This is a genomic window from Streptomyces sp. NPDC028331, assembly GCF_055565775.1.
On the sequence record NZ_JBVHTR010000019.1, the window covers coordinates 24074 to 44392 of the forward strand.

The following is a 20319-nucleotide window of genomic DNA, read 5'->3' on the forward strand; positions in this document are numbered from 1 at the left end:
TACGAGAAAAGACAGATCTTGACTTGGACAGGTCAAATACATTAACGGACCCGGACGTCCGCTATACGAACGGACACGAACGGCATAATCCCCCGTCAACCGGCGCGCGCACGTGTCCAGTTGCTGGAACGCATGACTCCGTGCGCCCCTTGTGCTTCGGCACCGTGGGTTAGGTCACGCTTACCAGCCGTTCCCCTCGGGCATGGTGGCGAATAGAGTCGAGGGGCGGAGCGCCGGAATGGCGGCGGTTTGCCCTGCCGACACCGTTGTCATTGCCGCGATTCCGTGGTTGCACGTACAAGTTCACCGATCCTGTCCAGAGTTGTCCGCATCCTCCCCCATCACGAGAGGCACGGGGGGAGTCCCCCACCCCGAGGAATGGCCATGCCTCGTCCGAACGCCGCACAGCTCGCCTACGGTTCCTGCACCGTGATCTTCTCCACCCTCGCCATGCTGCTGCTGTCACAGACGAGTTCGGGTCTGGGGATCGCCGTGATCGCCCTGGCGGCCCTCGCACTGGGGCTGCTGGTCGCCGTGACGGTACCGCTGCCGAAGTCCGGACCGGCCGTCGCGGGGCGTGCCACCGCGCGGCAGCAGGCACCGGCCGGGCGCCCGACGGCGTCGGTCGGATCCTCCGCGGCGGCCGAGCCCGTCCACGAGCCGGCGAATCCCTGAACCGGGCGCTCGAACACACGACTTCACACGGAACGCAGGAGTCGCCGGGCCCGTGCTGCACGGGCCCGTCGGCTCCTGCGTGCGCCACCGCCCTCCCGGTCAGCCCACCGTGCTGACCTCCACCGTCCTGGCCGCCTTGTCGTGCAGCCCCTGCTTGTAGGGCCGGTCGAAGAAGCTCCAGCCGCCGCAGATCGCGGTCCACACGCAGGCACAGCAGAACGCGAACGGCAGCCACAGCACGGCGGCGCGGATCAGGGAGGCCTGCAGGGAGGGGTTCGAGCCGTCGTCGAGGTTGGCCACGCGCATGTTCAGCAGCCTCTTGCCGAACGTCTGCCCGGTCCTGCTGATCAGGATCGTGTCGTAGGCCATGTAGAGCACGGCGGCGATCACGGACTGGCCGAGGGACTTGCCGGTGTCGACCTTGGTGGCCTCGACGTTGTACTCGACCGTGTGGAACGCCCAGGACAGCAGCCAGACGAAGACGCCGACGAGGATCATGTCGATGATCCTCGCCAGGACGCGTTTGCCGCTGTCGGCGAGCGGGGGCATACCGGCGAGGGGGTCGGTGCCGTCGTAGGGGCCGGCCGGGCCCCCGCCGCCGTGGGGGCCGCCTGCACCGTAGGGGCCGCCGTCGTACGGACCGCCGCCGTGAGCGCCTTCGCCGTCGTGGGGGCCGCCGGGGTGGGGCGGGGGCGTGCCGTACGGAGGGCTGCCGCCGGGGGGTTGGCCGCCGGGTGGTTCACCGCCCGAAGGGGGCTGTCCGTGGGGCGGCCGGCCGCCGGGCGGGGGCTCGCCGCCGGGCGGCTCACCGCCGGACGCCGACTCGCCGCGCAGCGGCCGGCCGCCGGACCGCGCGCCGGAGTCACCGGGCCCGGGTGAGCCACCGGGCCCGGGCGATCCGTCGGACCAGTGCGATCCGTGGGACCAGGGCCTGCGCGCATGCGTCGGCCGGCCGCCGGACCGTGCACCCGCAGGCGTGGGTCCGCCGTGGGGCACGGCACCGCGGCCGGGCGGTGGCCGGTCGGCGGCCGGGGCGCCCCCTCGGCCGGGGGGTGGCGGTTCGGTGCTCATGGCCCGAGTCGACCGCGAACCCTCCGGCTCCGCATCCCTACAGGTCCGTACGGGTCAGGCCGCCACGAACGTATGGGCGGCCTTGTCGTGCCAGCACTGGCGCCACGGTCGGTCGAACACGCACCACAGCACGCCCACCACACCCACGACGAGCACGCCGGGGATGCTGTAGACCAGCCAGCGGCGCAGGGACGGGCCGAAGGTCGGAGGGTCGTGGGCCTCGATGTCCCGCACCTCCAGACCGCACACCTTCTTGCCCAGCGTGCGCCCCCACTTGGCGGTCGGCAGCACCTCGTAGAGGACCCCGAAGCCCAGGAGCACGGCCAGCACGATCGCGAGGTAGACCGACGTCGTGCCGTCGAGCAGCCACACCGTGACGGTCTGCCCGGACAGCTTGGCCGCCTCGATCTTCGCGTTGACGTGGTCGATCGCCTTCGCGCTCAGCGGGACCGCGGCCGCGCCCGTGACCGCCGCCAGGACCAGGGTGTCCAGCAGCCGCGCGGCCAGCCGCTTGCCGAGGCCCGCGGGGCGGGCCGCCGCCTGCGCCCGGGCGGCCGCCTGGAACGGGTCCTCCACCGGCGGCTTCCAGGGTGCGACGGGCCCGCCCTCGGCCCCCGGGCTCGCCAACTGGTGCACCTGCTGCGCCCAGGAGGGCTGGCCGCCGCCGGGGCCACTGGTCAGGGGCGTGGCGACGGGCGCGGCGGGCTGCTGCGGGGGCAGCCCCGCCGCGGGTGCCGAGGGCGCGGGGGCCGAAGGCTGCTGCTGGGGCGGGACGGGGGCGGGGGCGGGGGCCGACGGCTGCTGCTGCGGGACGGGGGCGGGGGCCTCCGGGTCCAGGCCCAGGGCCTGACGGGCCGCGGCCTGCGTGCTCGTCGGGCGCGCGGCGCCGGGCCGTCCCGAGCCGGAACCGGCGTCCGCACCGGCCGCCGCGGCTCCTCCGCCCTGCTCCCCCGTGCGCGGGGCGGCCGCACGGATCGTCATGGTGCCCTCGGCGGGGGCGGGTTCGTCGGTGGCCCCCGTCTCGGCGGCCGGCCGCCGCGGGTCCGCGCCCCACGACACCCGGCGGTCCTGGTCGCCGCCGAAGCCGGACTGCTGGGAGCGGTCGGCACCCCAGGCCGGGGCGGGCTGCGGACCGCCGTCGGCTGGGGCGCCCCGATCGGGTTCGCCGACCGGGTCCTCGTCGAAGAAGTGGGGCCCGGTCTCCTCCACCGAGGGCTGCGCGGGGCGCGCGCCGGCCGGCGGGGGGAGCGGCTCGCCGTCGGTGGGCGCCGGCCGGCTGGTGCCGGGCACCCAGGCGGCGCCGTTCCAGTACCGGACATATCCAGGAATGGACGGGTCCGGGTAGTAGCCTTCGCGGGGCCTGTCGTCACCGGGTGCCGGGGTTGGGGCGCTCATGTCCGTCGTCCCGTATCTGCTCGGGGGGTCGTGTGGGGATCCACATCTATCAGACCCGCGCCCGAGCCCGGGCGGCTCCGGCCACAAGGCCCACTTTCCGGTCATGGTCGAGCCGCACTCCCGCACGGTTCCGGCTGTGTTTTCCCGGGGATGACCCCCGGACCCCCGCCGGTCGAAAAAATCCCGGGAAACCCGCGTAATGGTCCCGCGCCGCCGTGCTCTCACTCGTACGGGCCGCTCCCAGGCCCCCCGTACCGGAGAGGAACCTCACGTCATGCACACCGTGGTGGAACGCGAACTGCAGCTCGGACTCGTGCTGTCCCGCGAGCGCAGCGTCCCCGTGCCGGCCAGGCTCGCCTACCGCACCGACGACCCGTACGCCGTCCACATCACCTTCCACATAGACTCCGACCAGCCGGTGAGCTGGACCTTCGCCCGCGAGCTGCTGGTGGAGGGCGTGTTCAGGGCCTGCGGGCAGGGGGACGTGCGGGTGTGGCCGGCGAAGTCGGGCGGCCGCAGTGTGGTGCTGATGGCGCTGAGTTCCCCGGGCGGGGACGCCCTGCTGGAGGCGCCCGCCGCCCCGGTGTCGGCCTGGCTGGAGCGCACCCTGCGGCTGGTTCCGCCGGGTTCCGAGTCCGGGCGGCTCGGCCTCGAGGACGGCCTCACCGCCCTGCTCGCCCCGGCCCCTGCCGATGACGAGTGAGCCCCCGGCGGCCGAACCGGTCAGAAGAGCTTGCCGGGGTTGAGGATGCCCAGCGGGTCGAAGACGTGTTTGATGGCCCGCTGCATCTCCACGCCGACCGGCCCGATCTCGCGCGCCAGCCACTCCTTCTTCAGGACGCCCACGCCGTGCTCGCCGGTGATCGTGCCGCCGAGCCGCAGACCGAGGGCCATGATCTCGTCGAAGGACTCGCGGGCGCGCCGGGACTGGTCGGGGTCCTGTGCGTCGAAGCAGACGACGGGATGGGTGTTGCCGTCGCCGGCGTGTGCGCAGAGCCCGATGGTGAGCTGGTACTTCTCGGCGATGCGCTCGGTGCCCTCGATCATCTCGCCGAGCCGGGAGCGCGGTACGCACACGTCGTCGATCATCGTCGTGCCGGTGACCGCCTCCAGCGCCGGGAGCGACAACCGGCGCGCCTGCAGCAGCAGTTCCGACTCGGCCGCGTCGTCGGCCGGTACGACCTGGGTGGCGCCCGCCGCCTCGCACAGCGCGCCGACGGCGGCGAGGTCGGCGGCCGGCTCCGGGGTGTCGAAGGCGGCGAGGAGCAGGGCTTCGGTGCTCTCCGGGAGGCCCATGTGGGCCAGGGCGTTGACGGCCTTCACCGTCGTACGGTCCATGAGTTCCAGCAGCGAGGGCACGTGCCCCCCGGCCATGATCCGGCACACGGCGTCGCAGGCGGCGGCCGCGGAGGCGAACTCGGCCGCCAGGACGAGCTGCCGGGGCGGCTGCGGCCGCAGCGCGAGGATCGCCCGTACGACGATGCCGAGGGAGCCCTCGGAGCCGACGAAGAGCCGGGTGAGGTCGTATCCGGCGACGCCCTTGGCGGTACGGCGGCCGGTGGACATCAGGCGTCCGTCGGCGAGGACCACGTCGAGGCCGAGGACGTACTCCGCCGTCACCCCGTACTTCACGCAGCACAGGCCGCCGGAGGCGGTGCCGATGTTGCCGCCGATGGTGCACATCTCCCAGCTCGAGGGGTCCGGCGGGTAGTACAGGCCGTGTTCGTTCACCGCACGGGAGAGCGCGGCGTTGACGACGCCGGGCTCGACGACGGCGATGCGGTCGACCGGGTCGATCTCCAGGATGCGGTCCATCCTGGTCAGCGAGAGCACGATGCAGCCGTCGGAGGCGTTGGCCGCGCCGGACAGGCCGGTGCGGGCGCCCTGCGGGACGACCGGGACGCGCAGTTCGGTGGCGGTCCGCATGACGTGCTGGACCTGTTCGACGGTGCGGGGCAGCACGACCACGGCCGGGGTGCCGGCCGCGCAGAAGCTCGCCATGTCGTTCGCGTACGAGGCCGTGACGTCGGGGTCGGTCAGGACGGCCTCGGCCGGCAGGCCGGCCAGGAGGCGGTCGAGGAGGTTGCCGGTGACTTCGTCGCGCGGGGCTTCGATACGGCTCATGATCACAGCGTTGCACCGGGGGACGCCGGTGGGAAGCCCGGAGCTCCCCCCGGAGGAGCGGTGAGGGTGGGTGCTCCTCCGGGGGCGGGGCCCTACAGGTTGCCGCGCTTGGCCTGCTCGCGCTCGATCGCCTCGAACAGGGCCTTGAAGTTGCCCTTGCCGAAGCCCATGGAGCCGTGGCGCTCGATGATCTCGAAGAAGACCGTCGGGCGGTCCTGGACCGGCTTGGTGAAGATCTGCAGCAGATAGCCGTCCTCGTCGCGGTCGGCGAGGATCTTCAGCTCGCGCAGGGTCTCGATGGGCACGCGGGTGTCGCCGACCCACTCGCCGAGGGTGTCGTAGTACGAGTCCGGGGTGCTGAGAAACTCCACGCCGGCCGCCCGCATGGTGCGGACCGTGCGCACGATGTCGTTGGTGTTGAGCGCGATGTGCTGGACGCCGGGGCCGCCGTAGAACTCGAGGTACTCGTCGATCTGTGACTTCTTCTTCGCGATGGCGGGCTCGTTGATCGGGAACTTGACCTTGAGCGTGCCGTCGGCGACGACCTTGGACATCAGGGCGCTGTACTCGGTGGCGATGTCGTCGCCCACGAACTCCTTCATGTTCGTGAAGCCCATGACCTTGTTGTAGAACTCGACCCATTCGTTCATGCGGCCGAGTTCCACGTTGCCGACGCAGTGGTCGATCGCCTGGAAGGTGCGGTGGGCGGGCGGCTCGACGATCGGGTCGGCGGCGACGTAGCCGGGCAGGTAGGGGCCGTCGTAGCCGGAGCGTTCGACCAGGGTGTGGCGGGTCTCGCCGTAGGTGGCGATCGCGGCGAGGACGACGGTGCCGTGCTCGTCCTTCAGCTCGTACGGCTCGGCGACGGAGCGGGCGCCGTGCTCGAGGGCGTAGGCGTGGGCGGCGCGGGCGTCGGGCACCTCGATGGCGAGGTCGACCACGCCGTCGCCGTGCTCGGCCACGTGCTGGGCGAGGAAGTGGCCCCAGGCGGTGGCGGGCTTGATGACGGAGGTGAGGACGAAACGGGCGGAGCCGTTCTCCAGGACGTAGCTCGCGGTCTCGCGGCTGCCGTTCTCCGGTCCGGAGTACGCCACGAGCCGCATGCCGAAGGCGGTCGAGTAGTAGTGCGCGGCCTGCTTGGCGTTGCCGACCGCGAAGACGACCGCGTCCATTCCCTTCACCGGGAAGGGGTCGGCCTCGCGCGCGGTGTCAGGGGCGTGGTGTGTGGTCTGCGTCATAGCGGAAGCGTCGCCCGGCTCTGCAAGGTGCGCAATAGTTTGCTTTCAGACTGGGCAATCTGCTCAGTGAATGCCCCGTCGCGCCGGGCGTTCTGTACAGGATGACCATCGAGGAGCGCGTCATGGCGATCGATCATCTGGACGCCCGGCTCATCGTGCTGCTGGCCCGGGAGCCGCGCATCGGGGTGCTGGAGATGTCCCGGCGGCTGGGGGTGGCGCGCGGCACGGTCCAGGCGCGGCTGGACCGTCTGCAGGCGAACGGCGTGATCCGCGGCTTCGGCCCGGAGGTGGACCCGGCGGCGCTCGGCTACCCGGTCACGGCGTTCGCGACCCTGCAGATCCGCCAGGGCCAGGGCGCGGACGTACGGGCCCATCTGGCGACGGTCCCGGAGGTCCTGGAGCTGCACACGACGACGGGCAGCGGCGACATGCTGTGCCGCCTGGTGGCCCGTTCGAACGCGGACCTGCAACGGGTCATCGACCGGGTGGTCGGCTTCGAGGGCATCGTCCGCGCCTCGACGGCGATCGTGATGGAGAACGCGGTGCCGCTGCGGATCATCCCGCTGGTGGAGCAGGCGGCACAGGACCCCGAAGGGTCTGAGCGGGGCTGACCGGCGCGGTCAGGCCGCGGAGGTGGCCGGGTCCGCGGTGGCACGGAGCACCGGGTCCTTGCGCAGTCGTACGAAGGTGACGAGCAGGGTCAGGGCCTGCAGCACGGCGCACGCCGCTATGACGTCGGTCAGGTACGGCGGCGGGGTGACGGCGAGCAGGACGCCCGCCACCGGGAAGGGCAGCAGCAGGAGCAGGATGGTCAGGGACAGGGTCGTACCGAAGGCCGCAGGCGGGATGATCAGCGAGCGCAGGGTGCGCAGGACCACGGTGAGCCCTCCGTCGGCGGCCATGAAGAGGGCCACGAGGGCCGTGTAGCCGGTGTAGGACGGCGCCTGCGGCACGGCGAGGCAGGCGGCGGACGCCACGGTCGCACTGATCACGCCCACCCCCCACAGGCCCAGCCGGCCGAGGGCGAACCGGCAGCAGGTCACCGCGACCAGCGTGGCCGCGGCGGCGACCGACCAGAGCGTGCCGACGGCGGCCGGGGACCGGCCGAAGCGGTCCTCCACGAGGACGGGGCCGGCCGACTGCAGCAGGCCGAGTGCGAGGTTGGAGCAGGCGAGGCCGACCACGAGCCGCCGCAGGGAGGGCAGCGAGCGCAGGGTCTGCCAGCCTTGGCGCATGCCTCCGCGGCGCCCCGTTCCGCCCTGGCCGCCCGCGGCGCGCAGGGGTGTGGGCGGGGTCTGCAGGGCGAGGCCGGCGGACAGGAAGGACAGCACGCTCAGGCACACGAGCATGCGGGTGGGCCCGGTCAGGAGCAGAACGCCGCCCAGGGCCGGACCGACGAGGGTGGCCGTCTGGTCGATGCCGATCAGCACCGGCTGCACCTTGTGGGACCGCCCCTCGGCGCGGCGGCCGACGATGGCGCCCACCGCCTCGTTGGCGATGAAGCTGAACTGGGTGAGGGCACCGGTCACGGCGGCCAGTGCCATGACGGTGACGGTCTCGGCCGTTCCCCGCGGCACCATCACCAGCACGACGGCGGCGCCCGCCACCAGCAGGGCGCGCGCGAGCGAGGCGAGGAAGCACACGATCGCCGCGCCGCTGCGGTCCACCAGGTCGCCGGCGAAGCCGAAGGCGGCCACCCGGGGAATCCACTCCAGGGCGAAGGCCAGGCCGGTCAGGGAGGCGGAGCCGGTGGTGGCCAGCACGACCAGCGGCATGGCGTAGGTCGCCATGGAGTAGGCGAGCGCGTCGCAGGCGCGCGGTGCGTAGACCCGTCGGAACAGGCCGCCCGTGGGCACTGCGGCGTGCCGGCCGGCCGGTGGGACCTCGTACAGGGAGACGGTCACGAAGAGAGGGGACTTTCGGTGAGCGGGGGCACGGACGGACGGCCGGAGCGTTCTCCGCCGCTCACGCGGACGAGGGGACTTCGGACATTTCGGCCATGGGCATGACACAACACTGGGTCACGTGGAACTCCGCTCGGAAACGGGAGTCGAGACAGGAAAAACCGCGTCGGCAGGCCTGGTTGAGCCCTTAACTACGACGCGGTAACAAGATAGCGGAAGAGATCGCTCCCGCAGAGCCCCCGAGTTGGGTTCCGTCGGCTAGTGCTGTGACCGGAAAGGTTTGCCGGGAAGCTCGCGGCGTCCGGTGCGGTACATCGCAAGGCGGAGCATCGCCCGCGTACTGGATGTACTCGGGTGATGCGACAACGCGGCGAGGTGCCGTGCCGGGCGTCGCGAGCCGGTGAACCTTTCCGGTCACAGCACTAGCAGCTCGGGACCGAGCCGTTGCCCTTCTCCAGGGACTTGAGGGCGTCGACCGCGCCCTTGAGGGTGGTCACCGGGACCAGCCGCAGCCCGTCGGGCAGTTCGGCCTTCGCGTCGGCGCACTCCGCCCTCGGGACCAGGAACACCGTCGCGCCGTCGCGCCTGGCGGCCTGGGTCTTGAGGGCCACGCCGCCCACCGGGCCGACCTGGCCCGAGGCGTCGATCGTGCCCGTACCGGCGATCGTGCGGCCGCCCGTGAGGTCGCCGCCGGTGCCGTCGCCGTTGAGCTTGTCGATGATGCCGAGGGTGAACAGCAGCCCCGCGCTGGGGCCGCCGATGCCCGCGAGCTTCAGCGTGACCTTGACGTTCCTCTCGCTGAGGTGCAGATACGACAGGGCCGCGCGGGTCGCCGCGTCCTGGGACTGCTGCATCTGCGCGACGTTGTGCTGCTCGATCTCCTTGTCGGAGTTGCCGCTGTAGACCGCGTCGCGCGGCAGGACCGCCCGGTCGGTGCGGAACCAGCCGTCGACCACGTCGCCGAGCGAGACGCGTGCGTCGGGGCCCGTCGCCTCGATCGTCGTCATCCGTAGCTGGCCGGTCGTCGTGCGGGTGGGCGTCCCGCTGATCGTGATCACCGGGGTGCCCTTGTTCTCGCCCAGCACGTTCGCCGTGTCGCCGGGCTGCGCCACGGTGAACGGCAGCGGCGCGAACAGCGCCGCGGCGAGCAGAGCCGCGACGGGCAGGGCGCAGACGGCGACGGCCTTGGGACGGGAGAGACGAGAGAGCACGGGATCAATCTAACGCGACGGCGGCTTCCGGCCAGGTGCCGGTCGGGTCGGTCCCGTCCCGACCGGACCTCGCTCCGGCCCGGCCCGCTCCCCGCCGGACCGCAGCACGGTCCCGGGCCCGCACCGGCCGCGCCCCGGCCGGCTCCCCGCCGCACCGCGCCCCGGACCGCAGCCGGGTCCGGTCCCGCCCCGGCCGGGTCTGCCAGGCCCAAGGCTGGCCGCCCGCGGGTCTGTCCGGGCCCGAGCCGGGCCGCCCACGGCCGAACGTCGGTTCAGCCCCGGTCGGCTGTCCCCCGGACCGCATCCCGGTCCGGTCCCACCCCAGCCGGGCCCCGGTTCAGCACCGGCCGACTCCGCGCCGGACCACAGCCCGGTCCCGGCCCCGCACCGGCCGCGCACCGGCCGGGTCCCGGCGCGCCCCGGCCGGCTCCCCGCCGCACCGCGGCCCGGACCGCAGCCGGGCCCGGTCCCGTCCCGGCCGGGCCTGCCAAAACCCGGACCGGCCCCGGCCAGGGCCCGGTGTGGCCCGGGTGGGTCAGGATCTGGCCCCGGGCGGGTCGGGATCTGGCCCCGGTCGGGTCGGGGTCCGGCCCGGGCGGGGAGGCCGGCCCAGGCGGGGGCGGGGGCCGGCCCGGCCCGGGCGGGGTCACGCCGGGTGCAGGTCCGTCCTTCGCGTCGTGAAGCGACGTAGGGCGTCCGGCAGCGGTGCCACGCCGATCCCGGGGGCGGTCGGGACCGGCAGATGGCCGTCCTTCAGGACGAACGGCTCGGTGATGTCCTCCGCGAAGTAGCGGGCCGACGCCGAGGTGTCGCCCGGGAGCGTGAAGCCGGGCAGGGCGGCCAGGGCGAGGTTCGGCGCGCGGCCGATGCCCGTCTCCAGCATGCCGCCGCACCACACCGGCACCCCGTGCGCGTGCGCCACGTCGTGCACGCGCCGGGCCTCCAGGTAGCCGCCCACCCGCGCGGGCTTGACGTTCACCACGCGGCAGGCGTCCATGGCGATCGCGGAGGCGGTGTCGCGGGCGTTGTGCAGGGACTCGTCCAGGCAGACGGGGGTCGCCAGGCGCTGCTGGAGCCGGGCGTGGGCGTGCAGGTTGTTCTCGTCCAGCGGCTCCTCGATCAGCAGCAGCCCGAACTCGTCCAGCCGCCGCAGGTGTTCGGCGTCGGCGAGCGTGTACGCCGTGTTCGCGTCGACCTGGAGCGGCAGCGCGTCCCCGAACCGTTCGCGCACGGCCCGTACGGGCTCGAGGTCCCAGCCCGGCTCGATCTTCAGCTTGATGCGGACGTACCCCTCGGCCAGGTAGCGCTCGACGTCGTCCAGCAGCTCGGGCACGGAGTCCTTGATGCCGACCGACACACCGGCCGGCACCCGGTCCCGTACCGCTCCCAGGTAGGTCGCGAGCGGCATGCCGTGGGCGCGCAGCTCGGCGTCCAGGACCGCCGTCTCCAGCGCCGCCTTCGCCAGCTCGTGCCCCTTGACCTTCGCCATGGCCGGGGCGAGCGCGGCCGTCGTCAGCCGCGGCAGTGCGGCGGCGCGCGGCAGCAGGAAGTCCCGCAGGACGATCTCGGCCCCGGCGACGAACTCCGAGCAGTAGCGCGGCTCGGGGTCGGCCGCGAACTCCGACCAGCCCTCGGCGGCGTCCGTGACGACGTGCAGCAGGAAGGTGTCCTTCGTGGTCATCGTCCCGAAGGAGGTGCGGAAGGGGGTCACGAGCGGGATCGCCACATGGACGATCTCGACGCGTTCGAGTTTCATGCCCTGGGGTCCTCCTCGCGCGTGAGCGTGTACCAGCCGTCCCGGGACATGCCCGTCGCCGCGAAACCCTCGGCGAAGGCCCCGGTGAAGACGTCACGGACGGCGTGCCGCCAGCGCAGGGCGAGAGCGGGGTCGGCGGCGCGCAGGGCGACGATGTCGTCCGGCACCCTGCACCACACCTGCCGGCCGTCGTGGGAGCGGCGGGCGAGCGGGGCGCCGTCGGGCGCGAGGTGCGTGACGGGCGCGGCGGCGCGGTCGCCGCTCTCGCCTCCCTCACGCGGCGCCGCCAGGTCCCAGGTCACCGTGAGCCGGTCGCTCTCGTCGCCCTCGTTGACGCCGTCGGCCATCGGGCCGTAGAAGTCGACCAGGTACTCGGTGCCCGTCGCGCCCAGCTTGACCAGGTTGAAACGGGCGTTGCGGCCCACCAGCGGGTCGAAGGTCCAGCGCAGGGTGCGGGCGCCGCGCTCCAGCAGCCAGCCGCGCTGCGCCTGTTTCACGGCGTACCCGACACCCCGGTCGGCCGCCGCCACCAGGGAGTACGCGTCCGCGGACGCCGGCGGCCCGAAGACGGCGACGCAGGCCCCGGCGAGCCGGCCCCCGTCCAGGGTGTGGGCGGCGTGCACGGCGCCGCCCGCGTGCACCAGGCTGTGCATCACCTCCGCGGGCAGCGGCGGCGCCTGCCGCGGGGTCTTCCAGACGTCGCTGAAGAAGTCGGCCACGGCGGCGATCCCGGTGACGTCGTGCACGGTGCGCACGGTGACCCCGGCCGCACGGGCGGCATGGTCGGCGTCGTCCGCGGGGGTGCGGACGGGTGGTCGGTCCGTCTCTGCAGTCATGTCACGAGTGTCGAAGGACGGACGGCCGGCGGCGTTGTGGAGACGGACAACGTCTGCGTACGTTGCTGAGGGGATCGGCCAAACAACCCGGGGACACACCATGGACGTCCGCACACTCGGCGACCTGCTGGACGTCGTCGGCGAACCCTCGCTGCGTCTGTGCACCGCTCCCGGTGGGCTGACCGCGCCCGTCACCGAGGTGCTGCTGTACGACGCCCACGCCCCGCTCCCCCGTGCCCCGGGCGCCCTGCTGCTGGCGGTGGGCGTGGCCGCCCGGGCCGCCGGGCCGCTGGTGCGGGCCGCGGCGGAGGCGGGGGTGGCCGGTGTCGTCGTGCGGGGCACGGACGGGCCGGTCGCCGAGGCGGAGGCGGCCGGCGTCGCCCTGCTCTCCGTGGACGAGGACGCGGCCTGGCACCAGGTGCACCTGCTGCTGGCGTCCGCGATCGCGGCGCGCCCGGCGGCCGGGGGCGGCGGGGACACCCGCGGGGAGTTGTTCGCGCTGGCCGACGCGGTCGCGGCGGCCGTCGGCGGGGCCACCGCGATCGAGGACCCGGGGCAGCGGATCCTCGCCTACTCGACGGTTCCGGGGCAGGCCACGGACGAGGACCGCCGCCAGGGCATCCTCGGCCTGAAGGTGCCCGAGATCCCGGACAACGCCGAGCAGTACCGGACCGTCCTCGCGGCCCCCGGCCCGGTGCGGCTGCCGGCCCTCGCCGGGGCGCTGCCCCGGCTCGCCGTGGCCGTCCGCGCCGGCGGCGAGACCCTCGGCTCCCTGTGGGTGGTGGACGACGGCCGGCTCGCACCCGACGCCGAGGAGGCGCTGGCGCGGGGAGCGTCCACGGCGGCCCTGCTCCTGCTGCGGGCGCGCGCCGCGCAGGAACTGGCCCGGCATCAGGACGGCGCCCTGCTGCGCCGCGTCCTCGACGGCACCGCGGACCCGGCCGCCGCCGGGCACCGGCTCGGGCTCCAGGCCGTACGGGTCGCCGCGTTCGTCCTGGACTCCACGGTGTCCGCGCCGTCCGGGCCGTCCGCTCCGTCCGCGCCGGACGGCGAGCAGACCACGCTGCGGCTGCTGGATCTCGTACGGCTGCAGTGCGAGGCGCGGTACGGGCGGCACGCGTGCGTGCTGGCCGACGGGGTGGTGTACGCGTTGCTGCCCGCTTCCGGGACGCGTGGGGGTGAGCGGCACGTGCGGTTGGCGGAGGACATCGTGCGGCGGGCGGGACGGGCACTGCGGGTGCCGGTGCGGGCGGGGCTCGGCGAGGTGGTGCCCTCCCTCGCCGGGGCGGCCGCCTCCCGGCAGGACGCGGACCTGGTGCTGCGGGTGCTCGGGCCGGAGCTGCCGGTGGCGTCCGTACGCCAGGTGCGGGCCCGGATCACGCTGCTGCGGCTCGCCGAAGTGATGCGGGGGCGCCGGGAGTTGGCCGCGGGCGCGTGGGAGGAGGTCGTGGCGTACGACGCCGGGCACGGCACGGAATACGCGGCGACGCTGCTCGCGTGGCTGGAGGCGGGGTGTGATGTGGGGGGTGCGGCGCAGCGGCTCGCCGTGCATCCGAACACCTGCCGGTACCGGTTGCGTCAGGTGCGGCGGCAGCTCGGGGTGGACCTGGACGACGCGGACGAACGGCTGGCTCTGTGGCTGCAGTTGAGGGTGCTGAGGGGCTGAGGGCCGGCGCCGGGGGTCAGCGCAGCGCCTCCGCCACCTCCCTCGCGGCGTCCAGCACCCGGGGGCCCACCCTCTCCGGTACCGAGTCCGCCAGCATCACGACGCCCACGCTGCCCTCGACCCCCGTCACGCCGATCAGCGGTGCGGCCGCCCCGCAGGCGCCCGCCTCCAGCTCGCCGTGGGTGAGCGTGTACCCGGGTTCGGCCACCGGCTGCTGACGGGCGGCGAGGATCGCGCGGCCCGCGGCCCCCCGGTCGAGCGGGTGCCGGAACCCGGCGCGGTACGCCACGTGGTAGTCGGTCCACGACGGCTCGACCACCGCGACGGCCAGCGCCTCCGAGCCGTCGACGAGCGTGAGGTGCGCGGTCGCGCCTATGTCCTCGGCCAGCGACCGCAGCGCGGGCAGCGCGGCCTCGCGTACCAGCGGATGCACCTGGCGGCCCAGGCGCAGTACGCCGAGCCCGACCCGGGCGCGGCCACCCAGGTCGCGGCGTACGAGGCAGTGCTGCTCCAGCGTGGCCAACAACCGGTACACCACGGTCCGGTTCACGCCCAGTTTGTGGGAGAGCTCGGTGACGGTCAGCCCGTGGTCGGTGTCGGCGAGCAGCTTGAGGACCCTGAGTCCCCGGTCGAGCGTCTGGGAAGTCTCCGCGGTCACGACGCCCACTCCTTAGTGGTGAGGTCGGCGGCCCCCTCGCGGCGGGTGCGGCGCCGAGTCCCGTCGGCGACGCGCTTCAGAGGCCGCCGATCGGCTGGCGGCCCGGGCGGCTCCCGGACTCAGTCGCTTCACGGCTGCGCTCCGCGGCGGCGCTGCCACGGGGCGTGTGCGTAGCGGGACAGTAGCGAGCCGGTTCGCTCAGCGGAAGGCTCCGTCCAGAATCCGGTCAGTGGCCGGTTGGGAGTGGTTCGTTTTGCGGAGATACGTCCCGTAGTCCGGCGCGGCGGGCCTCGGGGCGGATCACTTCATCCGCGTGGCCCACTCCTGGACCTTCGCGATCCGCTGCCGGAGTTGCCCGGCCGTGCACTCCGCGCTCGGCGGCCCCCCGCACACCCGCCGCAGCTCGTTGTGGATCACGCCGTGCGGCTTGCCGCTCTGATGGACGTACGCGCCGACCATCGTGTTCAGTTGCCGGCGCAGCTCCATCAGTTCCTTGTGGGTGACCACGGGCCGCCGTTCCGCGGGCAGTTCCAGCAGGTCCGCCTCCGCGTCCGGCTTCTTGCGGCTGTGCGCGATCTGCCTGGCCTGCCGCTTCTGGAGCAGCAACTGCACCTGCTCCGGCTCGAGAAGGCCAGGAATGCCCAGATAGTCCTGTTCCTCCTCGCTGCCCGGGTGGGCCTGCATGCCGAACTCGGCGCCGTTGTACATCACCCGGTCGAAGACGGCGTCGGACTCCAGCGCCTCGAACGGCAGCATGTCCTGCTCGCCGGTGTCCTCGTCCTTCTCCCGGTTGGCGTCCTCCATCTCCTTCTCGGACTCGGCGTACGGGTCCTCCTCGCCGGCCTTCTTCGGCTTGTCGAGGACGTGGTCGCGCTCCCGCTCCATCTCGTTCGCGAAGGAGAGCAGGTCCGGCACGGTCGGCAGGAACACGGACGCGGTCTCGCCGCGCCGCCTGGACCGTACGAAACGGCCGACGGCCTGCGCGAAGAAGAGAGGCGTCGAGATCGTGGTCGCGTACACGCCGACCGCGAGCCGGGGCACGTCCACGCCCTCGGACACCATCCTGACCGCGACCATCCACCGGTCGTCGTTGTTGCTGAACTCGTCGATCCGGTCGGAGGCGCCCGCGTCGTCGGACAGCACGAGGGTCGCCTTGTCGCCGGTGATCTCGCGGATCAGCTTGGCGTAGGCGCGGGCCGAGTCCTGGTCGGAGGCGATGACGAGGGCGCCCGCGTCCGGGATGGACTTGCGGACCTCGGTCAGCCGCTGGTCCGCGGCGCGCAGCACGCTCGGCATCCACTCGCCGCGCGGGTCGAGCGCCGTGCGCCACGCCTGGCTGACGGCGTCCTTGGTCATGGGCTCGCCCAGCCGGGCGGCGATCTCGTCGCCCGCCTTGGTGCGCCAGCGCATGTTGCCGCTGTAGGAGAGGAAGATGACCGGCCGCACGACCCCGTCGGCGAGCGCGGAGCCGTATCCGTAGGTGTAGTCGGCGGCCGAGCGCCGGATCCCGTCCGGTCCCTCCTCGTACGTCACGAACGGGATGGGGTTGGTGTCGGACCGGAACGGCGTACCCGTCAGGGCGAGTCGGCGGGTCGCCGGCTCGAACGCCTCCAGACACGCCTCGCCCCAGGACTTGGAGTCGCCCGCGTGGTGGATCTCGTCCAGGATGACGAGGGTCTTGCGCTGCTCGACCCGGTTGCGGTGCAGCATGGGCCGCACGCCGACACCGGCGTAGGTGACGGCGACGCCGTGGTACTCCCGGCCGAGCGGCCCGGCGCTGTACTCGGGGTCGAGTCTGATCCCTATCCGCGCGGCGGCCTCCGCCCACTGCTTCTTCAGGTGCTCGGTCGGCGCGACCACGGTCACCTGCTGCACCACGTGGTGGTGCAGCAACCAGGACGCGAGCGTCAGCGCGAACGTCGTCTTGCCGGCGCCGGGGGTGGCGACGGCGAGGAAGTCACGCGGCTGCTCCTGGATGTACTTCTCCATCGCCCCCTGCTGCCAGGCACGCAGCTTGCCGGCGGTGCCCCAGGGGGCGCGGCCGGGGAAGGCGGGCGAGAGATGGTGGGAGTGCGAGGAGCTGGAGCTGGCGGCGGTGGTAGACACGGTCTCCGTGTGGGTAGGACGGCTCGGCTGCGTATGACAACCGGGCCACCCTATCGGCGACCCGGTGGGGTCAACGCCCGGACAGCGCCGGGTCGGCCGGGGATGGGATTCAGCTCACACCGCGCCGCGCACGCACCTGGCTCAGCGCGCGAAACGCGGCAACTGGGCGGCGATCTTCGGTACGTCCAGGGCGCCCTGGCACACGTCCAGCACGAATCGCTCAGCCTCGTCCACGTCGAAGTCCGCATCCAGGGGATGCCCGTTCACGTGCAGGAACACCCAGGTCGCATACCAGGCGATGCGCTTGTTCCCGTCGACGAGGGCGTGGTTGCGGGCAAGGGACTCCATCAGCGCGGCAGCCTTCTGCCACACGTCGGGATAGGCGTCCTGACCGAACACACTCGACTGAGGACGCGAGAGGGCCGAGTCCAGAAGCCCGTAGTCGCGCACGTCGTCCACCCCGAGCCGCTTCGTCAGGTTCAGCAGCTCGGGAAGTGTGAGGTAGTGCATCAGGCGAGTCTCCGGTTCAGCTCCGCGCTGACCTTCAGAACGTGTTCCGCCGCCTCGTTGAACAGACGCGAGTGCTCGTTTATGGCCGACATCACGGCATCGTGGGCGAACGCCTGCATGCTGCGCCCTTCCGCCGCCGCACGCTCGCGCAGCGCCTCGAGCTCTTCGTCCGTAAACCGCAGGTTCAGTCCAGCCATGCTTCGACGGTACTACGTGGTACCACTCGGTGTCAGCGGGATTCCGTCCGCAACCGGGTCGTCACCCACGCCCCCACCAGCGCCACACCCGCCATCGGCAGGAACACCGCGGCGAACGCGGCCGGATGGGAGCCGTGGGCGGTCGCCCCGGTGGCCGTGTGGGCCACGGCTCCGCCGCCGAGCGCGGCGAACGCTGCACCGCCCGCCGACAGGAGCACCACGTTGGTCAGACCGTCGGAGATCTGCAGCGCGGCCGAGTTCGCCCCCGCCTCCTCGGGGGCGGACAGCTTCAGCAGCAGGACGCTCGTCGAGGAGATGACCAGGCCCATCCCGAAGCAGCCGAAACCCCAGGCGACGGCGACGATCCACGGGGGCACGGCGTGGATCAGCACGCTGGGCGCGGCGGCGATCGCGGCGGCGACGACGACCATGCCGAGCATCATCAGCCGCTCCCGGTACGCCTCCAGGCGCGGCCTGGACTGGAGGTACGAGCCCAGCGCCCAGGTCGCGCCGGCCGGCGCGAGTGAGAACCCGGCCAGGGTCGGCGACAGCCCGCGCTCGGTGACGAGCATGAGCGGGATGAAACTCTCCGCCGAGACGAAGGCACCCGCCGCCACGCCGCGCAGCAGCACCACGGACGGCAGGCCGCGCGCCGCCCGGTAGGTGCCGCGGGGCAGCAGCCCGAGCACCGCCGGGACGAGCAGGGCGGCGCCCGCCACACCGGGGACGACGGAGAGCCAGTGATTACTTGAGCCGGACGCGTTCTGGGCGGCGTACTGGAGGAGTCCTGCGCCCAGGGAGATGCCGAACGCCAGCCGGATGCGGCGGACGTCGAAGGGGGCGGCGGCCTCCGTGGCGGGGCCGCCCGCCCGCCGCCGTATCTGCGGGAGGGCGAGCGCCAGCGGGAACACCACCAGTACGGGGATCCCGATGAACACCCAACGCCAGCCGAGCTGTTCGGTCACCGCGCCCGACGCCAGCGGGCCGACCACCGAGGGGACCACCCAGCTCGCCGCGAACGCCGCCATGATCGCCGGGCGCAGCCGCTCCGGGTACGCCCGGCCGACGAGGACGTACAGCGCGACGATCACCAGTCCGCCGCCGAACCCCTGCACGGCCCGGCCCAGGATGAACAGCCACATCGCGCTCGCCGTCCCGGAGAGCAGCAGCCCGGCCGCGAAGGCGGCGATGCCCCAGGTCAGCGAGGAGAGGGGACCGTTGCGGTCCGACCACTGGCCGGCGAGCACCATGCCGAACAGGCTGGTCGTGAAGTAGCCCGAGAACGCGAACGCGTACAGGGACAGCCCGTCCAGCTCCCGCGCGGCCACCGGCATCGCCGTACCGACGGCCGTGGCCTCGAAGGCGATGAGCAGCACCACGGAGACGATCCCGATGCTCAGGGCCCGGTAGGGCCGGCTCAGCACCCCTCCGGTGGCGTCGGAAGGGGCGGCAGGGGCGTCGGCGACGTCGGTGTCGCGGGGGTCCAGGGCGGTCATACAGGTCAGCGTAAGGGGCTCGAAGCGGATTGGCTCCTGTCAGGAGACGGTGATCGGCTGGGACGTCGGTCGTAGGACTCGGGTCCCCCCTCACGGGGTTTCGTGAACGGCGTATGGCAGTCCCGTTGCAGGGCCGCCGATCCTCTTGAGCGGGTGAGCTGCCCACTCGTACGGTCGGTGCACCGGGTCGGAACGAGCAACTCGCTCCGCACCGGATCCCGGCCGTGTGCCCGAGTGGTACGGCCCGGGGTGAACGGCCGTGTGCCCGAGTGGTTCAGGGACTCGCCTGCAAAGCGGGTTACGCGGGTTCGATTCCCGCCACGGCCTCCCAACGCGCAAGCGCCCCAAGAACTCGCCTGCACGGCATGCATCAGCGGGCTCCGCCCGCGGGGAGTTACGCGGGTTCGATTCCCGCCACGGGCTCCGGAGTTCCGTTTCCGCACCGGCGCCTGCCTCAGGTCGGTCGCTTCCTCACTCTCTTGTCGCGGTGGGCCAGCCAGACCGTGAAGGCCAGGGTGGAGATGTCCGCGTCGAGCGGACGCAGGGTCGCGTCCGGCTCGCTCCAGCACAGGACCGCTCCGGTGGCGCCGTCGAGGAGCAGGCTCGTGTCCTCCAGCAGGCTGCCGAGGCGTATCAGACGGTCCGCCCGGTCAGGGAGGTCGTCCTCCGGGACCCCCTCGTCGTCCGCGTGGTACTCGGCCAGCGTCGGCAGCGGCAGGTCCGTGTCCAGTTCGAACCAGTAGCCGGTCTCCGGCAGGCCCACCTCGCGCAGGAAACGGCGGGTCGGTTCGTGCGTGAGTGTGCGGGGGAAGTCGACGTCCTCGAAGCGCACGATCGCGGCGGAGCCGAACTCCTCGTCCAGCAGCCGCGGCGGCAGGTCCAGGGCGAGGCCCGTGCCGGGGCGGGCGATCCGGGCCAGAGGACGGATCAGGGCGTGCGCGGCGAGCCCGCCCGCAGGGGCGGTCAGTTCGTCCGTCACCGCCGCGAGCCGCAGCAGCGCCTCCAGGGCGGGCGCGAGCGGCGAGAGGTCCATCGGGCCAGGGGTGCGCCGGGAGACGTACGTCGTGGGTACCCGCCCGGTGGCGCCGGCCAGCAGGAGGGACTCCAGGTCACGGTCGACGGTGCGCAGCGTCCCGATGACCATCTGGTCGCGCAGTTCCTCGGCGAGCCTCTCCGCGTCGTCGACCAGCTCGGCCGCCCGCCGCAGCAACGACTGTCCGCACGGTGTCCCCGACCCCTGTGCGTACGGATCCGTCCCAGTCGGCGTGATCACGCCACAGGCGTCAGTCGTGCCCATCGTCATCCCCCGGGTGTTTCGTGCCTGGCCCAGAGCGACCGCAGGGCAGGACACATCGTCCTGCCGGGCAGCTCTCCCCCAACGCCGAGAACCTTACGCGGCACCACTGACAACGCCGCGGCAATAACCCGTCCGTCCGCGCCTCACCCGATCCGCGCACCCGCCCGCCCGGCCGGGAT

18 protein-coding genes and 1 tRNA gene are annotated in these 20319 nt (G+C 73.1%); 5 read left to right on the forward strand and 14 right to left on the reverse strand.

The features are described 5' to 3' along the window. Positions 1-384: 384 nt before the first annotated feature. Entirely contained in the window at positions 385-675 is a 291-nt protein-coding gene (locus ACZ4SW_RS25755; protein WP_468250324.1) for a hypothetical protein, read from the forward strand. Between the two features lie 99 nt (positions 676-774). Here the strand turns inward: ACZ4SW_RS25755 and ACZ4SW_RS25760 are convergent, their stop codons facing one another. Together ACZ4SW_RS25760 and ACZ4SW_RS25765 are read right to left on the reverse strand one after the other, a co-directional pair. Next, positions 775-1509, reverse strand: a complete 735-nt coding sequence (locus ACZ4SW_RS25760) for an RDD family protein (protein ID WP_468250539.1) — start codon at positions 1507-1509, stop codon at positions 775-777. Between the two features lie 291 nt (positions 1510-1800). Next, a complete protein-coding gene (locus ACZ4SW_RS25765; protein ID WP_468250327.1) occupies positions 1801-3141 on the reverse strand; it encodes an RDD family protein in 1341 nt (446 codons plus the stop codon). Positions 3142-3415: 274 nt separating this feature from the next. Here ACZ4SW_RS25765 and ACZ4SW_RS25770 point away from each other — a divergent pair, with 274 nt between their 5' ends. Further along, a complete protein-coding gene (locus ACZ4SW_RS25770) occupies positions 3416-3844 on the forward strand; it encodes an SsgA family sporulation/cell division regulator (protein WP_468250331.1) in 429 nt (142 codons plus the stop codon). Between the two features lie 20 nt (positions 3845-3864). Here ACZ4SW_RS25770 and ACZ4SW_RS25775 read toward each other — a convergent pair whose 3' ends face one another. Beyond that, a complete protein-coding gene (locus ACZ4SW_RS25775) occupies positions 3865-5271 on the reverse strand; it encodes an FAD-binding oxidoreductase (RefSeq protein ID WP_468250333.1) in 1407 nt (468 codons plus the stop codon). An 86-nt stretch (positions 5272-5357) separates the two neighbouring features. Next, on the reverse strand, positions 5358-6503 hold the full coding sequence (hppD, locus tag ACZ4SW_RS25780) for a 4-hydroxyphenylpyruvate dioxygenase (protein ID WP_468250336.1): 1146 nt from the start codon (positions 6501-6503) through the stop codon (positions 5358-5360). A gap of 122 nt (positions 6504-6625) precedes the next feature. On the opposite strand from hppD, the gene ACZ4SW_RS25785 reads away from it, so the two are divergent. Continuing rightward, complete coding sequence (locus ACZ4SW_RS25785) at positions 6626-7114, forward strand: Lrp/AsnC family transcriptional regulator (RefSeq protein WP_468250338.1); 489 nt, start codon at positions 6626-6628, stop codon at positions 7112-7114. Positions 7115-7123: 9 nt separating this feature from the next. Here ACZ4SW_RS25785 and ACZ4SW_RS25790 read toward each other — a convergent pair whose 3' ends face one another. The 4 genes from ACZ4SW_RS25790 to ACZ4SW_RS25805 form a co-directional block, all read right to left on the reverse strand. Then, positions 7124-8407, reverse strand: coding sequence for an MFS transporter (locus ACZ4SW_RS25790; protein WP_468250340.1), 1284 nt, complete (start codon positions 8405-8407; stop codon positions 7124-7126). A gap of 422 nt (positions 8408-8829) precedes the next feature. Beyond that, on the reverse strand, positions 8830-9618 hold the full coding sequence (locus ACZ4SW_RS25795; protein ID WP_468250342.1) for a S16 family serine protease: 789 nt from the start codon (positions 9616-9618) through the stop codon (positions 8830-8832). A gap of 646 nt (positions 9619-10264) precedes the next feature. Further along, positions 10265-11374, reverse strand: coding sequence for an o-succinylbenzoate synthase (gene menC, locus ACZ4SW_RS25800; RefSeq protein ID WP_468250344.1), 1110 nt, complete (start codon positions 11372-11374; stop codon positions 10265-10267). Then, positions 11371-12210: a chorismate synthase gene (locus ACZ4SW_RS25805; RefSeq protein ID WP_468250346.1), complete on the reverse strand. Its 840-nt coding sequence runs from the start codon at positions 12208-12210 to the stop codon at positions 11371-11373. The genes menC and ACZ4SW_RS25805 overlap by 4 nt, the downstream gene beginning before the upstream one ends. 100 nt (positions 12211-12310) lie before the next feature. On the opposite strand from ACZ4SW_RS25805, the gene ACZ4SW_RS25810 reads away from it, so the two are divergent. After that, entirely contained in the window at positions 12311-13876 is a 1566-nt protein-coding gene (locus ACZ4SW_RS25810) for a PucR family transcriptional regulator (RefSeq protein ID WP_468250348.1), read from the forward strand. Positions 13877-13892: 16 nt separating this feature from the next. On the opposite strand, the gene ACZ4SW_RS25815 is transcribed toward ACZ4SW_RS25810, so the two are convergent. The 5 genes from ACZ4SW_RS25815 to ACZ4SW_RS25835 form a co-directional block, all read right to left on the reverse strand. After that, positions 13893-14534, reverse strand: a complete 642-nt coding sequence (locus ACZ4SW_RS25815; protein ID WP_468250351.1) for an IclR family transcriptional regulator — start codon at positions 14532-14534, stop codon at positions 13893-13895. A gap of 300 nt (positions 14535-14834) precedes the next feature. After that, on the reverse strand, positions 14835-16640 hold the full coding sequence (locus ACZ4SW_RS25820; RefSeq protein WP_468250353.1) for a DEAD/DEAH box helicase: 1806 nt from the start codon (positions 16638-16640) through the stop codon (positions 14835-14837). Positions 16641-16781: 141 nt separating this feature from the next. Further along, positions 16782-17150 carry a type II toxin-antitoxin system death-on-curing family toxin gene (locus ACZ4SW_RS25825; RefSeq protein ID WP_468250357.1) on the reverse strand — a complete coding sequence of 123 codons (369 nt, stop codon included), beginning with the start codon at positions 17148-17150 and terminating at the stop codon, positions 16782-16784. Then, the gene (locus ACZ4SW_RS25830; RefSeq protein WP_103845121.1) at positions 17150-17347 is read right to left on the reverse strand and encodes a hypothetical protein; all 198 of its coding nucleotides are present in this window, start codon (positions 17345-17347) and stop codon (positions 17150-17152) included. The genes ACZ4SW_RS25825 and ACZ4SW_RS25830 overlap by 1 nt, the downstream gene beginning before the upstream one ends. Before the next feature lie 32 nt (positions 17348-17379). After that, positions 17380-18843 (reverse strand): MFS transporter, encoded by a 1464-nt coding sequence (locus ACZ4SW_RS25835; RefSeq protein ID WP_468250360.1) that lies wholly within the window; start codon positions 18841-18843, stop codon positions 17380-17382. 255 nt (positions 18844-19098) lie between these two features. Here ACZ4SW_RS25835 and ACZ4SW_RS25840 point away from each other — a divergent pair. After that, positions 19099-19170, forward strand: a tRNA-Cys gene (locus ACZ4SW_RS25840). 127 nt (positions 19171-19297) lie between these two features. Here the strand turns inward: ACZ4SW_RS25840 and ACZ4SW_RS25845 are convergent. Next, positions 19298-20116, reverse strand: a complete 819-nt coding sequence (locus ACZ4SW_RS25845; RefSeq protein WP_468250363.1) for an SUKH-4 family immunity protein — start codon at positions 20114-20116, stop codon at positions 19298-19300. Positions 20117-20319: the final 203 nt, after the last annotated feature.

What these genes read in the sequence shown, in the direction of transcription:
- menC (WP_468250344.1), bottom strand. Translation starts at nt 11,374, where the DNA reads ATGAAACTCGAACGCGTCGAGATCGTCCATGTGGCGATCCCGCTCGTG.
- ACZ4SW_RS25770 (WP_468250331.1), top strand. Translation starts at nt 3,416, where the DNA reads ATGCACACCGTGGTGGAACGCGAACTGCAGCTCGGACTCGTGCTGTCC.
- ACZ4SW_RS25765 (WP_468250327.1), bottom strand. Translation starts at nt 3,141, where the DNA reads ATGAGCGCCCCAACCCCGGCACCCGGTGACGACAGGCCCCGCGAAGGC.
- ACZ4SW_RS25830 (WP_103845121.1), bottom strand. Translation starts at nt 17,347, where the DNA reads ATGGCTGGACTGAACCTGCGGTTTACGGACGAAGAGCTCGAGGCGCTG.
- ACZ4SW_RS25810 (WP_468250348.1), top strand. Translation starts at nt 12,311, where the DNA reads ATGGACGTCCGCACACTCGGCGACCTGCTGGACGTCGTCGGCGAACCC.
- ACZ4SW_RS25785 (WP_468250338.1), top strand. Translation starts at nt 6,626, where the DNA reads ATGGCGATCGATCATCTGGACGCCCGGCTCATCGTGCTGCTGGCCCGG.
- ACZ4SW_RS25805 (WP_468250346.1), bottom strand. Translation starts at nt 12,210, where the DNA reads ATGACTGCAGAGACGGACCGACCACCCGTCCGCACCCCCGCGGACGAC.
- ACZ4SW_RS25835 (WP_468250360.1), bottom strand. Translation starts at nt 18,843, where the DNA reads ATGACCGCCCTGGACCCCCGCGACACCGACGTCGCCGACGCCCCTGCC.
- ACZ4SW_RS25825 (WP_468250357.1), bottom strand. Translation starts at nt 17,150, where the DNA reads ATGCACTACCTCACACTTCCCGAGCTGCTGAACCTGACGAAGCGGCTC.
- hppD (WP_468250336.1), bottom strand. Translation starts at nt 6,503, where the DNA reads ATGACGCAGACCACACACCACGCCCCTGACACCGCGCGCGAGGCCGAC.
- ACZ4SW_RS25755 (WP_468250324.1), top strand. Translation starts at nt 385, where the DNA reads ATGCCTCGTCCGAACGCCGCACAGCTCGCCTACGGTTCCTGCACCGTG.